The 13,446-nt window shown below is 51.0% G+C and carries 15 protein-coding genes; 4 read left to right on the top strand and 11 right to left on the bottom strand.

What is annotated here, in order from left to right; translation table 11 throughout:
* Positions 1–3: 3 nt before the first annotated feature.
* Positions 4–1,134 (bottom strand): radical SAM family heme chaperone HemW, encoded by a 1,131-nt coding sequence (gene hemW / locus NEV57_RS06270; protein WP_257657445.1) that lies wholly within the window; start codon positions 1,132–1,134, stop codon positions 4–6.
* A gap of 124 nt (positions 1,135–1,258) precedes the next feature.
* Between hemW and NEV57_RS06275 the strand changes: the two genes are divergently transcribed.
* From NEV57_RS06275 to NEV57_RS06285, 3 genes are all read left to right on the top strand, one after another.
* Positions 1,259–2,311 (top strand): hypothetical protein, encoded by a 1,053-nt coding sequence (locus NEV57_RS06275; RefSeq protein WP_257657446.1) that lies wholly within the window; start codon positions 1,259–1,261, stop codon positions 2,309–2,311.
* Between the two features lie 275 nt (positions 2,312–2,586).
* The gene (locus NEV57_RS06280; RefSeq protein ID WP_257657447.1) at positions 2,587–3,729 is read left to right on the top strand and encodes a TlpA disulfide reductase family protein; all 1,143 of its coding nucleotides are present in this window, start codon (positions 2,587–2,589) and stop codon (positions 3,727–3,729) included.
* Complete coding sequence (locus NEV57_RS06285) at positions 3,729–4,151, top strand: secondary thiamine-phosphate synthase enzyme YjbQ (RefSeq protein WP_257657448.1); 423 nt, start codon at positions 3,729–3,731, stop codon at positions 4,149–4,151. Before NEV57_RS06280 ends, NEV57_RS06285 begins: the two co-directional genes overlap by 1 nt.
* A gap of 108 nt (positions 4,152–4,259) precedes the next feature.
* Here NEV57_RS06285 and NEV57_RS06290 read toward each other — a convergent pair whose 3' ends face one another.
* The 10 genes from NEV57_RS06290 to NEV57_RS06335 form a co-directional block, all read right to left on the bottom strand.
* Complete coding sequence (locus tag NEV57_RS06290; RefSeq protein ID WP_257657449.1) at positions 4,260–4,952, bottom strand: YiaD family glycine zipper/OmpA-like lipoprotein; 693 nt, start codon at positions 4,950–4,952, stop codon at positions 4,260–4,262.
* An 85-nt stretch (positions 4,953–5,037) separates the two neighbouring features.
* Positions 5,038–5,793, bottom strand: a complete 756-nt coding sequence (locus NEV57_RS06295) for a peptidase associated/transthyretin-like domain-containing protein (RefSeq protein WP_257657450.1) — start codon at positions 5,791–5,793, stop codon at positions 5,038–5,040.
* A 95-nt stretch (positions 5,794–5,888) separates the two neighbouring features.
* Positions 5,889–6,287 carry a hypothetical protein gene (locus tag NEV57_RS06300; RefSeq protein WP_257657451.1) on the bottom strand — a complete coding sequence of 133 codons (399 nt, stop codon included), beginning with the start codon at positions 6,285–6,287 and terminating at the stop codon, positions 5,889–5,891.
* Between the two features lie 7 nt (positions 6,288–6,294).
* Positions 6,295–7,707 carry a 23S rRNA (uracil(1939)-C(5))-methyltransferase RlmD gene (rlmD, locus tag NEV57_RS06305; RefSeq protein ID WP_257657452.1) on the bottom strand — a complete coding sequence of 471 codons (1,413 nt, stop codon included), beginning with the start codon at positions 7,705–7,707 and terminating at the stop codon, positions 6,295–6,297.
* Positions 7,708–7,746: 39 nt separating this feature from the next.
* The gene (locus NEV57_RS06310; RefSeq protein WP_257657453.1) at positions 7,747–8,328 is read right to left on the bottom strand and encodes a TetR/AcrR family transcriptional regulator; all 582 of its coding nucleotides are present in this window, start codon (positions 8,326–8,328) and stop codon (positions 7,747–7,749) included.
* Entirely contained in the window at positions 8,328–8,738 is a 411-nt protein-coding gene (locus NEV57_RS06315; protein WP_257657454.1) for a hypothetical protein, read from the bottom strand. The genes NEV57_RS06310 and NEV57_RS06315 overlap by 1 nt, the downstream gene beginning before the upstream one ends.
* Complete coding sequence (pheS, locus tag NEV57_RS06320; RefSeq protein WP_257657455.1) at positions 8,739–9,776, bottom strand: phenylalanine--tRNA ligase subunit alpha; 1,038 nt, start codon at positions 9,774–9,776, stop codon at positions 8,739–8,741.
* 194 nt (positions 9,777–9,970) lie between these two features.
* Positions 9,971–10,420, bottom strand: coding sequence for a single-stranded DNA-binding protein (locus tag NEV57_RS06325; RefSeq protein ID WP_257657456.1), 450 nt, complete (start codon positions 10,418–10,420; stop codon positions 9,971–9,973).
* 13 nt (positions 10,421–10,433) lie between these two features.
* Positions 10,434–11,495, bottom strand: a complete 1,062-nt coding sequence (gene mutY / locus NEV57_RS06330; protein ID WP_257657457.1) for an A/G-specific adenine glycosylase — start codon at positions 11,493–11,495, stop codon at positions 10,434–10,436.
* A gap of 176 nt (positions 11,496–11,671) precedes the next feature.
* Positions 11,672–11,818, bottom strand: a complete 147-nt coding sequence (locus NEV57_RS06335) for a hypothetical protein (RefSeq protein WP_257657458.1) — start codon at positions 11,816–11,818, stop codon at positions 11,672–11,674.
* A gap of 173 nt (positions 11,819–11,991) precedes the next feature.
* On the opposite strand from NEV57_RS06335, the gene miaB reads away from it, so the two are divergent.
* On the top strand, positions 11,992–13,428 hold the full coding sequence (miaB, locus tag NEV57_RS06340) for a tRNA (N6-isopentenyl adenosine(37)-C2)-methylthiotransferase MiaB (RefSeq protein WP_257657459.1): 1,437 nt from the start codon (positions 11,992–11,994) through the stop codon (positions 13,426–13,428).
* Positions 13,429–13,446 lie beyond the last annotated feature (18 nt).

Raw genomic sequence — 13,446 nt, forward strand, 5'->3', positions numbered from 1 at the left:
GAATTAATCCGTAAAAAACAGTTCCGAAGCGAGGTGGTCAGCCAGCAGTTTTCCGCTCCTGGTCAGTGTAGCCACCTCCTCCCTTACCTGGACATCCCCAGATAGCAGGAACGCCTGTAATGCTTCCGCGAGGGCCAGCCGGCGCTCCCGGCCGAATTCAGCTTCGACAATCCGCAGATCAAGTCCCCACACCGTCCGCAATGAGGTCATAATATACTCATTCAATCGATCCCGGGCCGTCAGGAATTCACGTTCCCCGGGCAGTTTATCGTCCTGCAATGCCCGGAGGTATTTCACATTATTGCTTACGTTCCATTGCCGCGTACCACCATCAAAGGAATGGGCGGAGGGGCCGATACCGAGGTAGGAAACACCCTTCCAATAGTTGCTGTTGTGCCTTGCGTAGCACCCTTCCCGGGCGAAATTTGATATCTCGTACTGGATATACCCGGCCTGGCCCAGCGTATCCATCAGGTATTCAAATTGCACCGCACTTTGCTGCTCATCCATCGGCCGTTGCTTCCCCTTCCGGATCAGGGCTGCCAGGGCAGTCTGCGGTTCCACGGTCATGCTATAGGCAGAAATGTGCGGCACATTAAACGCAAGCATTTTCGCCACATTCCGCTGCCACTTTTCGTTGGTGAGCAGTGGATAACCATAAATCAGGTCGGCCGTGATATTGTCAAAACCGGCATCCTGAAGCCGCTTGATTGCAGTTTCGGCATCCGCAGCCCCGTGTGCCCGGTTCATCCAGCGCAGGTCCTCCTCAAAAAATGACTGGATGCCCACGCTCAGGCGATTCACCGGTGTATCACGAAGCCCGGCAATGAAACCGGCATGCAAATCATCCGGATTGGCCTCCAGTGTGATTTCGGCACCCGCATACACCGGGAACAGATCCGTCACGGTTCCAAGCAGTCGCCGTATTTCATCGGGCGCGAGCAGTGAAGGGGTACCCCCGCCGAAATAAATGGTTTCGACGGGCTCGTTGCCCAGGTATGCCTTCCGCAGGTTCAGTTCGCGCTGCATGGCATCGATCATTTCATCGCGGTATTTCAGCGAAGTGCTAAAATGAAAATCGCAGTAATGACACGCCTGCTTACAAAAAGGAATATGAAAATAGATACCCGCCATTATTCAGCGCCAAAGTTAGCTTAAAGATCAGAATTAATTTGTTCCGCAGGAAGCTTTCGTTTTTTTATGTTTCTTTGCGCAAGAAACATAGCCGGATGATCGCTCCTGCTAAACTGATTCCAATATGGCACACAGCAACAAGGCCTCCGTTTTTCTTTACCTGGGTTTACTATTCAGCGCCTGTCAATTGACAGAAAATGCGAAGCAGGGGCATACCGGGGGATCAATTCCGCCCACCGCCGACGCAGCGGAACAGCCGGCAACGCCGGCAGCAGCGCCTTCTTCCGACGGCAGGGCCGATTCCGCCGTCTACTGGGCGGGGTTGCATGCACTGGCTCATGGGGATACTACCGGAAGGTGGCCCGTAGCGGACCAGCCGATCCCGCTTGAAGGGGCCGTATTGCCCGGCAAACGGATCATCGCCTACTATGGGAACCTGTATTCCCGCCAGATGGGTATCCTTGGCGAACTGCCCCCTGCGCAAATGCTGGATAAACTGGATGTCGAAGTAGCCGCCTGGAATGCAGCGGATACGGGTATTACGGCAGTTCCCGCGCTCCATTATATTGCCGTCACCGCACAGGGCAGTCCCGGACGGGACGGCAAACACCGGCTGCGCATGCCATTCAGCCAGATCGACTCCGTGCTTCGCATTGCCAAAAAAAGAGATGCGCTGGTCTTTCTGGACATCCAGGTCGGCTTCAGCACACTGGAAGATGAGATCCCACGCCTCGACACCTTCCTGCGTATGCCGCACGTGCACCTGGGCATTGACCCCGAGTTTTCCATGAAAGAAGAACTGCCCCCAGGCAAACGGATCGGCTCATTTACCGCTAAGGATATCAATTTTGCTGCCGCCCATCTTGCCGAACTGGTTCGCGCCAATAACCTTCCTCCCAAGGTCCTGGTGGTGCATCGCTTTACCCAGGGCATGATTAAGGATTATCAGCAGATTAAGCTGTATCCCGAGGTGCAGCAGGTCATCAACATGGACGGATGGGGCGCGCCGGCGTTGAAGAAAAACACCTATCGGAGCTACATATTTCCCGAACCCATTCAGTTTACCGGATTTAAGTTCTTTTATAAGAACGACCTGATCCCGGCACCGCACCGGATGATGACACTGGAAGAAGTGCTGGCATTGACACCGGCACCCATTTATATCCAGTATCAGTAGCCTGCTTTTTCGCCGGGACACCGATGTCTTTTCTTCGAGGTGAGTCCACGGTGACTCCACCATGAGTCCACGGTGAATCCACGTTTCTTCGGTTAGTGGGTGGACTTGCTGTGGAAGCATTCCGGGAGTACCGTACACACAGGGCATATCTGTATCCTACCGTTTCCGGGCAATCCCTGACCGGCTTCCTTTGATCCAATGCATTTCATAAATTGCGGAAAATCCGTTAACTTTAGCTCGACCAATACAATTTCAACATTGTAAACCAATGAATTATGAAAAGATTTTCCATTGTTTTAGCCGTACTGGCTATGTTGCTGTTGACGGATTGCTCGAAAAAGCAGCATTACACCATACAGGGATCATTGGGTAACCTGAATGCCCCTGCTACTGTTTACCTGCTGGAGGTTCAGGATCAGGCGTACGTTGTCCGCGATTCGGCTGTGCTGGAAAATGGTAAATTCACATTTGAGGGTGATATTGATACTGTTGCCGAGGTTCAAATCGTATTAAACAGGGAAGGAACAGGCTACGAGAGAGCCAGTGAGGGTAACCGACTTTTCCTTGAGGATGGTGCCATTACCATAACGGACAGTACCGGAAGCCTGCGCCAAGCCACCATCAGTGGCACACCAAATAATGATGCGAAGGCGCTATATGAAAAAGAAGTAAGCTTGCCCCTTCGTGAAATGCTTAATGAACTGGAAAGAAAACAACAGGAAGCGACTCCTGAACTATTGGAGAAAGAAACGTTTACCGCGGAATTAACCGAAATGGAGCAGCATTTTAACGCACAGGTTATTAAACGTGTCAGCGATTTTGTCCAAGCCCACCCCAATGTTTTCGTCAGCCTCCAGCAGCTTGCCATGAACTTAGTTGGGATAGCAGACAATGCGCACGTGGAATCCCTATACAACGGCCTATCTGCCGAGCTCAGGCAGTCGCCGATTGGCCAGGATGTAGCCGCTAAATTGGCTCGGTTAAAATTATTTGAAGTAGGCAAGGTGATGCCCGAATTAACCCTACCTGATACCAGTGGTAGTCTGGTCAGCTCGTTGGATTTCAAGGGACAATATCTGCTGGTCGATCTTTGGGCGGGCTGGTGTGGCCCTTGCCGGGTGGAAAACCCCAACCTGGTTGCCATGTATAACAAATACCGAAACAAGGATTTCAATATCCTCGGCGTTTCATTGGATGATTCCCGGGAGCAATGGACCTCGGCTATCCAAAAAGACGGCTTAGTGTGGCCCCAGGTGTCTGATTTAAAGCGCTGGTCAAGCAAGATTATTGCACATTTTGGCATCAACAGCATCCCGACAAACTACCTGCTTGATCCGTCGGGAAAAATCATCGCAAAGGACCTACGCGGACAGGCACTGCGGAATAAACTGGAAGAACTGCTGGAAAAAGGGACATAATGCAAATACACCAGCAGCAGCTTACGCTCCGTGCATACCCGCGGGGGTTCCATTTAATCACGGACGAAATTAACGCATGTTTAGGTCCGGTGCGGGAGTGGAAATCGGGCATCTGTAACCTATTTATCCAGCACACTTCGGCTTCGCTGACGATCAACGAGAATGCCGACCCGACGGTGCGCCGTGACTTCGAAACGTATTTCAATAAAGCCGTTCCGGAAAATGATCCGGATTACCTGCATAACGATGAAGGTTCCGATGACATGCCCGCGCACCTCAAGGCTTCATTGATGGGGGCATCGCTGAATGTTCCGATCCGGAACGGGAAACTGGCGCTGGGAACCTGGCAGGGCGTCTATTTATGCGAACACCGGAATTATGGCGGGCAGCGGAAGCTGCTGATTACGGCCTGGGGCAACTAAACAGGCAAAGGCCGGAGCAACCCGCTATTCAGGTTATTCCGGCCTTTGGATATATCCCTTGGCTGCACCGCTGCCGCAGCTAAGCCGCTACCACAGTGGCAGACCCGGTTACGATTGGTTTGCCTGCTTCTGGGCTTCCTCAATCATTTTATCGTTCGCAACAATCACAATCTCCACGCGGCGGTTCTGTGCCCTGCCGGCCTCCGTACCGTTATCTTCGAGGGGTTCATGAAAACTCCGGCCCTCGGTTTTAATCCGGCGTGCCGCCAATCCCTGTGATACGGCATAGTCACGTACCGCTTTGGCCCGGCGCTCGGAAAGCCCCTGGTTGTACTGATCCGTACCCTTATTATCCGTGTGTCCGATAACCAGAATATCTGTGTCCGGGTTATTGTTCAGCGAAGCCACCAGATTCGCGATGTTTTCGCGGGCAGCGGTCTTGACCTCGGTCTTATCAAAATCGAAAAGAATACCCGAATCAAACTTGACAACAATACCTTCTTCCGCTTTAATTACTTCCGCTCCCGCTACCGTACGCTCAATCTCAGCCGCCTGTTTATCCATTTTTTTACCGATAAGTCCGCCTGCGACGCCGCCAATGGCCGCACCCGCTAATGCGCCGATCGCCGTATTGCCGGCCTTGCCCCCGATAAGGGCACCCAATGCACCACCGGCAGCTACGCCTACGGCCGCTCCTTTCTGTGTATTGGACATGGACTGTATGGTGCTGCAACCACTGAACAGCATCATCGATGTTGCTACAGACAGCCCAAATAAGGTAAGTTTTCTATTCCCAGTCATAATGTTTAAGTTTTGTTATGTATTAACAGATGCAAACCCAGTGCCAAAACAACCCGTCTCCGTCAGTATCAGCAAAACGCAACCGCTAATCTTCGGGCGGGTCGGCCTTTAATTCAGGCAGTTTCGGCGGCGCCGGACGGCCATCCCGTTCAAACTGTTTGAACGACTGCATAATGTACGCCGTCATATCATATTCCTGCCAGTGCTGTATTTTTTCGTAGGAAGGACGGAACCAGACGATAAAGTTATTGAGGTCTTCCCCCTCAAGGCCGGTCAGGTCCTGGATCAGTGCCTTATTGAATTTCCGGTCGACTTCCGTTGCTGCAAGTTCCTGGCTCATGTAATTCTGGAAGCGCCGCGCATTCCGCGGTGTGCGGCCGAATAACTCATAAAGCGAAGTGACGGGATTAAAAATATACGCCAATGCCGGGGGTTTGCCATTATAGTAGACGCCCTGCTTCCGGTAGCCCTGCATGGCATCGCGAAGCTCCGCCTCCTTACTCATCCGGTCCACTGTTGCAGTTTCCAGCTGAATCGTCCCCATCTTCATATCCAGCAGGATATCACTGAGGGTGGTAATTTCCGTAGCGACAGGCACATACCCCACACTGCTGGCGGTCAGGCTGTCGCCCACTGTCACATAAATTTCAAAGGTGCCGAGGTTATTGGATATGGCGGTACGCTGCGTGTTTTTGTTCGTAACGGTTACGCCACTTAATCGTTTGCTGCTGCCTGCCTCGACGATAATACCCCGTATTACGCCCGACTCCTGGGCACATAACCACACCGGCAATAAGACATTGCAGAGGAAGAGGAACGTTATTTTGGTAAGGCAATTCATTTACATGTCTGCAGCGGCGGGTACGGTTGCCGTCATCCGCCATAAGGGGTTTGACCGTTTATGCGCCCCAACGTTTAACCTGCTGGTTGATTTTCTTATTTTTGGTACGGATAATACACAAAATTAGCGCCTTCGGGAACGATGACGAAGACACACATAAAATCCTCCGGCTTTTTATATTTTTTAATAAAATGGGCCTTCCGCTCCTCTTTAATGATCCCGCGTTCAATAAATTCTTCCAGGGAGGAGGCATGCACCGACCATTCGGTGCCCAGTTCGTTTTTATCCAGAATCAGCTCCCCCAGATTGATTTCGTGCTGGTGTGCCACAAAAATGGGGTATGCCGAAAACCCTTCTGCCATAATTTCCACCGCGGTCTCCTTAATGGATTCACCGTAAAAATCCAGGTCTACTTTTAAGCTTTTAAGCGGGCTCTCTTTTTTCGGCTGGCCATCGTCGCCGGCCTGTGCGCCCAATAAATCCGCCAATTCCATAAGCTGGTTATCCTTTTAGCGTCAATAAAACCACATTTTCAACGTGTTGTGTCTGCGGAAACATATCCACCGGACGGATCCGCATCACTTCATATTTTTCCTGCAGCAGGGCCAGGTCCCGGGCCTGTGTTGCCGCGTTACAGCTCACGTATACGATCTTCCCGGCTTCCATCTCCAATAACCGGGCCACGACATCGGCATGCATACCGGCACGCGGCGGGTCCGTGATCACGACATCCGGCTTGCCGTGCTCGGCAATAAAATCCGGGGTTAATACGTCTTTCATGTCGCCCGCGAAAAACTTCGTGTTGGCAATGCCGTTAATGGCCGAATTGATTTTGGCATCTTCAATGGCCGTTGGCACGTACTCCACCCCGATTACTTCCTGCACATGTCCGGCAATAAAATTGGCAATGGTGCCTGCACCGGTATACAGGTCATATACCCGTTCGTTGCCTTCAAAGGCCGCAAAATCACGCGTAATCTGATAAAGCGCATAGGCCTGCTGAGAGTTGGTCTGGTAAAAAGACTTGGCACCGATTTTAAACCGCAAGCCTTCCATTTCTTCAAAAATATGGTCGCGACCGGCAAAAAGGTGGATATCCTGATCAAAAATAGTGTCGTTTTTTTTCTGGTTGAGGATATAGAGCAGCGACGTAACCTGTGGAAATTCTTCCTGGAGAAAGGCCATGGTCTTCTGCACGGTTTCCGCATCGGCATAGGCAAACACGACAATCACCATCAGCTCCCCTGTTGATGCCGTGCGGATAATGAGATTCCGTAATGCACCTTCGTGTTGCCGGAGGTCATAAAACGAAATCTGCTCCGCCAGTGCAAATGCCCGCAACTGGTTACGGATGGCATTTGACGGATCCTGCTGCAGGTAACAATGGTCGACGTCCAGAATTTTATCAAACCGGCCGGGGACGTGAAAGCCCAGCGCGTTCATCTCAGTAGCTGCCTGTTCGTCGTCCACCTGTGTCAGCCACCGTTTATTGGAAAATGTATATTCAAGTTTATTGCGGTAGTAGGCCGTCTCCGGGGCCGGCAGTATCGCCTCCATATGGGACGTATTAACCTTACCCAAGCGTGAAAGGGCATTGGCTACGCTGTTCTGTTTATAGGTAAGCTGTGCGGGGTATTCCATGTGCTGCCATTTGCAGCCGCCGCATACCCCGAAATGATCACAGAATGGTTTAATCCGGTGCGGGGAATCTGTCTTGAGCTGAACGATCCTTGCCTCGGCGAAGTTCTTTTTCTTGCGGGTTAACTCCACATCTACCACATCGCCGGGAATGGCTTTATCCACAAAAAGAACCAGGTCCTCTGCCTTGCCAACCCCTTTTCCCTCTTCGGCGATATCCGTAATGATGATATCCTGTATCAGCCGCTTTTCGGGCGGAATCCTTCGTCTGCTCATAGGGTGCAAAGGTACGGGTTTTGCCGGTTATCTTTCAAATTAGTCACCATCCACCGTTGCCTTCACTAGATACGGAAGGATTTCCTTTTGGAAGGAAACAAAATTCTTACGCACGTCCGCTTCACTTACCGACGTAAAGGCAAAGGAGAATACGATATTTTTACTGGCTTTGATCAGAAAAGTCAGCTTTTCGGGCGCTACGGCACGCCCGATTTCCGTGCTGTTGATAAACGAACTGACCAGCAGGAACTCCAGGTCGTCCGACAGTGTTTTGAGGTATTCCTGCGTGTTGGCCGACTCCCGGATAAAGTCCCAGCCCAAAAATTCGTTACAGATGGTATAGGTCAGGCGGCTGACCCGCAGAATGGTATTGCCCAGGTAGGTCTCCAGATCGGACTGGTTGTTGTATTTGCCCAACAGGTCGTCCACACTTTCGCGGATGTAATCCATCAGGATGGCATGCAGTACAAGCTCTTTGCTGTCAAAATACTTGTAAATCGTCGCCTTGGCAATCTTCGCTTTCCGGGCAATTTCGTTGACACTGGTTTTTTTATAACCATAGCGGCGGAATAGTTCCCGGGCTGACCGCTTTATTGATTCTTTAACTTTATCGGCTTCCATTAATTTGATACGATTATGGTTTCGCCATTTCGAGACGCATGGTATGGTTTCAGCGGACACTCTGCCAATTCAGCCGGCGATCCGTTGACCAGCAGGTACCGCGCACCTGAACAGGGATCCCTGGCTACCACACCATTTTCTTCCACAACAACTGCACAACGCTTTTCCGGATTTACCGTACTGCACCGGTCAAAAGCCACATAACCATTTCCGGTATTCACCACAATTAATCCGGCCACCCCTCCGCGGTCCGTCACCGCTACCCCATTGGGCACATAGAGCTGGGAATACTGGACCATGGACACCTGTTCCGTTACCGGCATGTTTTCAATGACGTTACATCCTCCTTTTTTGCAGGCCATGGGCAGGACCAGCAAAACAAAAGAAGCGATGTACAGTATGTTGGACATTTAAATTAATTCCGTGTCAAACTGGCTAAGGAAACGGACGTCATTTTCGGAAAACAACCTCAGATCCTTGATTTCATATTTCAGGTTGGTAATGCGTTCGATACCCATTCCGAAAGCAAAACCACTGTATTTCGTGCTGTCAATCCCACAGTTGTTGAGCACATTGGGATCTACCATTCCGCAGCCCAATATCTCCACCCAGCCGGTTTGCTTACACAGCTGGCAGCCTTTCCCCTTGCAGATGGTACAGCTGATATCCATTTCGGCCGAGGGTTCTGTAAACGGGAAATAAGACGGGCGGAAACGCACCTTGGTATCGGCACCAAACAGCTCCTGTACAAAGTAATACAGTGTCTGTTTCAGGTCGGCGAAGGACACCCCTTCGTCGATGTAGAGCCCCTCTACCTGGTGGAAAAAACAGTGTGCGCGTGCCGAAATGGCTTCGTTTCGATAAACCCGGCCCGGCATAATGGAACGGAAGGGCGGCGTGCCGTTTTCCATCATCCGCACCTGCACAGACGACGTATGGGTGCGCAGTGCAATATCGTTTCCTTCCTGCTTTTTAATGAAAAAGGTATCCTGCATGTCACGGGCGGGATGTTCGGGAGGGAAATTAAGTGCCGTGAAATTGTGCCAGTCGTCCTCGATTTCGGGGCCTTCCGCAACCGTAAAACCCAGTTTTTTAAAAATCTCCACGATTTCCTTCCGCACCAGAGACAACGGATGCCGTGATCCCACGGCAAAGCCCTCCCCGGGGAGCGTAAGGTCGTACTGTGCTTGTTTGGATGCTGATGAGGCCGAAGAAAATTGCTCCTGAAATGTGGCATAGCGGCTCTCGGCAAGCTGCTTGAATTCATTCAGCACCTTGCCCAGCACACGCTTCTCTTCCACGGGCACTGTTTTGAATGCTTCGAACAAATTCCGCACAATGCCTTTGGTTACTAAAAACTTAAGCCGGAATGCTTCGGCATCGTCAGCGGATTTCGGGTTAAACGCTTCTATTTCTTTGGTATACTGCTGTATTTTCTCTTGCAACATGACGCCAAAGATACAGCAAAAAAATAAATTAGCGAGCAGCTATTAGCAATGGGTTCGCGACAAGATCCGTTATTGCCCGTGGAGCGTGTGCTTAGGTGTTGACATGATGCAGGCAAAGCCGCCAAATGCGAAACGCGCTTCAGCTTCGCTAGAATCGGCCCGACACCAACCGGGTATGTGAAGTAAGGGGTACGTTAAAAAAGTGCATCATCTTCGTCATCATTTTCCTTGAAGTCTACCTCGGCATCGCCATCCGTCTTCTTTGCCGCCTGTTCCCCTCCCGACACGCCGGTACTGCCCGTTGGTTCAAAATCACTCCGGCGCCCCAGCAGTGTAAAGTTCTCGGCAACAATTTCAGTGGTATAACGCCGGATCCCTTCCTTATCCTCATACGTGCGTGTCCGGAGCTTGCCCTCAATGTATACTAACTTCCCCTTGAACAGGTACTTTGCTGCTACTTCAGCCAGTCCGCGCCACATCACAATATTATGCCACTCCGTCTGTTCCATCTTCCGGCCGTCTTTATTGTAAGTTTCCGACGTAGCCAGCGGAAAACTGGCAACGGTAACATTACCTTCTAAATGACGAATTTCCGGATCCTTCCCCAGGTGCCCCACTAAAATGACTTTGTTGATGCCCGACATAATAATTTAGGTATTACAGTTTAACCATAAAATTTTCCAAAAAGGAAAAAATCAGCTTAGGTTTAGCTAATGTATTCAAATCTTTTAAAAATACATAATTCCCGCTGATCTTTTTTTCTATGGCTATTGAGGTATCCCTGCGGCTTACGAGGATAAACCGGGCAAAGAGGTTTTGATGGCTCAATACGTGTTTAACAGTTCCTGATATGGCTTGCAGCACCGCTTGTTCTCCGAAGAGGCCGGCTACCTCCTCCTGCACTGCCAGTTCGGCGATGTCCATCGCATGTACCGTTTCCACGAGGGGCAGTTCATACAGGTTCTCCCAGATATCGCCCTTCCCGCGCTTATGCATTAACATCCTGTTATCCTCCATCACGACGAAATAATTGAAATAGCGGTTCCGGCTTGCCTTGCCCTTAATTTTAACCGGCAGACGCTCGACATCGCCCGCATGGAAGGCCCGGCAGCCTAAGCGGATAACGCAATTGGCACATTGGGGATTTTTAGGGCGGCATTGCAACGCGCCGAACTCCATGACGGCCTGGTTATACAGGCCTGGCTGTGTCTCATCGAGCAGGCTTTGTGCCAGCTCCAGAAAAAGCTTCTTGCCTTTCACGGAATTAATCGGCTCGTCGATACCGAAATAACGGGCCAGCACCCGGAACACATTGCCATCTACCACCGCACGGGCTTCGTTCGCCGAAAACGAGGCAATGGCTGCTGCCGTATATTCCCCGATGCCTTTCAGTTTGATCAGGGCGTCATACCGCGAAGGAAAAACGCCGCCATGTTCCGCTACCACGGCTTTGGCTGCCGCGTGCATGTTGCGCGCCCGGGAGTAATATCCCAGCCCTTGCCAATGGAGCAATATTTCATCCTCGGGGGCATTGGCAAAATCAGTCGCCGTAGGGTAGTGCTCCAGAAACCGGTAAAAGTAAGGCAAACCCTGCTCCACACGCGTCTGCTGCAGAATCACCTCCGAAAGCCAGATCACATAAGGATCGTGTGTATGCCGCCAGGGAAGATCACGTTTGTGGCGTTGGTACCAGGCCATGATTTCATTGGAAAATGCCATGCTGCAAACATCTTACTTTTTTTTCATACCCACTGCAATTTGCCGGCTCATCTTAAATTTAGCCCTCGCCGGGCAGGCCTTCATTTTGCCTTGATGCAAAACGAAGCAAAAAATCAAGGCTGTGAAGTCTCGGTCGCAGGCTGATTGCAAATCATCTATTGCGCGTATTGTAGCCGCTACGCTTCCCCAATCCGCTTGGTTGTTGCCTGTACAAATTTGCAGCACATGCTTTGCTTCTCGCTGCTTCCCGATTCTTCAAGGCCAATATTCATCCGAATGGCCGTCCGGTGCACGTCCAGCACCAGCCCTCCGTTCACCGTCAATGCCGCCTTGGCCGGATGCGATATGCACGTTGATGCACTGCCGTGGTAGCATCCGGGTACAGCGGCGAGTTTTGGACACTTTTGCGATCAAAAGTGCCTACGCCCGGCAATCTGCCAAACTGTCACACATTCAAAAATATTATTGTTAACTTTGTAGGCTTTAATAAACAAAAATGGTTGAGATACCCACAAGTACGAAACAGCACGATGAATCCCGGCAGGGAGAAGCCCTGTTGTTGGAGCAGGACCCCAAAAAAAGTGACGGCCGGAAACTGTATATCGAAAGCTATGGTTGCCAGATGAATTTTTCTGACAGTGAAATCGTGGCTTCCATCTTAGTGGATAAAGGATTTGAGACCACACGCGATTACCGGGAAGCCGACGTAGTGTTTATCAATACCTGTTCGATACGGGAAAATGCCGAACAGCGGGTACGTAACCGGCTGAAGGAATTTGAGTCGGCCAAGGCCAAGAACCCCGGTATGGTTGTAGGCGTATTGGGCTGCATGGCCGAACGGCTTAAATCTAAATTCCTCGAAGAGGAAAAATTGGTGGATGTGGTGGTGGGTCCGGATGCATACCGGGATCTTCCCAACCTGATTGAGCAGGTCGACGAAGGTGCCCGGGCGGTCAATGTACTGCTGTCCCGCGAGGAAACGTATGCAGACATCAGTCCCGTCCGGCTTAATTCCAACGGAGTAACCGCATTTATTTCCATCATGCGGGGATGCGACAATATGTGCTCTTTCTGTGTGGTTCCGTTTACCCGGGGCCGTGAACGCAGCCGTGATCCGCAGTCTATCGTTAAAGAGGCACAGGATCTTTTTATGGCGGGTTACCGGGAAGTGACATTATTGGGCCAGAACGTAGATTCGTATAAATACGCGGCTCCGGCTACCGATGGCGGGGAACCTGAACCGGCGATTAATTTTGCCAGACTGCTTGAAATGGTCGCCCAGGTAAATCCGTTATTGCGCGTACGTTTTTCAACGTCGCATCCGAAAGATATCACCGACGAAGTACTGCACACCATAGCCCGCTATGAGAACATCTGTAAATACATCCATTTGCCGGTGCAGTCGGGCAATTCACGCGTACTCGAACTAATGAACCGCACGTATGACCGGGAGTGGTATATGGAGCGTGTGGACGCCATCCGGCGGATCATTCCGGAATGTGGTATTTCCACGGATGTAATTACCGGGTTCTGCAGCGAGACAGAAGAGGAGCACCGGGATACATTAGCGATGATGGACTATGTGAAATACGATTACGCATATATGTTTGCCTACTCGGAACGGCCGGGTACCCTGGCTGCCAAACGTTATGCCGATGACATCCCGGAGGAGGTGAAGAAAAGGCGGCTCACTGAGGTGGTTGATAAACAACGTGAACATAGCCTGGGACGTTTGCAGACTTACGTTGGCAAAGTACATAAAGTACTTATCGAAGGACTTTCAAAGCGGTCCGACCAGGATTACTGCGGCCGGAATGACCAGAACAGCATGGTCGTTTTTCCGGCGGACACACGCTATAAGGTCGGCGATTACGTTAATGTCTATACAGACCGGTGCACTTCGGCCACATTAATCGGCCGCATTGTGGATTGATTAAGATCAGTGCCAGGG

Origin of the sequence: Parapedobacter lycopersici, assembly GCF_024643285.1 — a bacterium.
Lineage (GTDB): Bacteria > Bacteroidota > Bacteroidia > Sphingobacteriales > Sphingobacteriaceae > Parapedobacter > Parapedobacter lycopersici.

What these genes read in the sequence shown, in the direction of transcription:
- NEV57_RS06300 (WP_257657451.1), bottom strand. Translation starts at nt 6,287, where the DNA reads ATGGAATTGGCGGATTTATTGGGCGCACAGGCCGGCGACGATGGCCAG.
- rlmD (WP_257657452.1), bottom strand. Translation starts at nt 7,707, where the DNA reads ATGAGCAGACGAAGGATTCCGCCCGAAAAGCGGCTGATACAGGATATC.
- NEV57_RS06310 (WP_257657453.1), bottom strand. Translation starts at nt 8,328, where the DNA reads ATGGAAGCCGATAAAGTTAAAGAATCAATAAAGCGGTCAGCCCGGGAA.
- NEV57_RS06285 (WP_257657448.1), top strand. Translation starts at nt 3,729, where the DNA reads ATGCAAATACACCAGCAGCAGCTTACGCTCCGTGCATACCCGCGGGGG.
- NEV57_RS06315 (WP_257657454.1), bottom strand. Translation starts at nt 8,738, where the DNA reads ATGTCCAACATACTGTACATCGCTTCTTTTGTTTTGCTGGTCCTGCCC.
- hemW (WP_257657445.1), bottom strand. Translation starts at nt 1,134, where the DNA reads ATGGCGGGTATCTATTTTCATATTCCTTTTTGTAAGCAGGCGTGTCAT.
- NEV57_RS06325 (WP_257657456.1), bottom strand. Translation starts at nt 10,420, where the DNA reads ATGTCGGGCATCAACAAAGTCATTTTAGTGGGGCACCTGGGGAAGGAT.
- NEV57_RS06275 (WP_257657446.1), top strand. Translation starts at nt 1,259, where the DNA reads ATGGCACACAGCAACAAGGCCTCCGTTTTTCTTTACCTGGGTTTACTA.
- pheS (WP_257657455.1), bottom strand. Translation starts at nt 9,776, where the DNA reads ATGTTGCAAGAGAAAATACAGCAGTATACCAAAGAAATAGAAGCGTTT.
- NEV57_RS06290 (WP_257657449.1), bottom strand. Translation starts at nt 4,952, where the DNA reads ATGACTGGGAATAGAAAACTTACCTTATTTGGGCTGTCTGTAGCAACA.
- NEV57_RS06295 (WP_257657450.1), bottom strand. Translation starts at nt 5,793, where the DNA reads ATGAATTGCCTTACCAAAATAACGTTCCTCTTCCTCTGCAATGTCTTA.
- NEV57_RS06280 (WP_257657447.1), top strand. Translation starts at nt 2,587, where the DNA reads ATGAAAAGATTTTCCATTGTTTTAGCCGTACTGGCTATGTTGCTGTTG.
- miaB (WP_257657459.1), top strand. Translation starts at nt 11,992, where the DNA reads ATGGTTGAGATACCCACAAGTACGAAACAGCACGATGAATCCCGGCAG.
- mutY (WP_257657457.1), bottom strand. Translation starts at nt 11,495, where the DNA reads ATGGCATTTTCCAATGAAATCATGGCCTGGTACCAACGCCACAAACGT.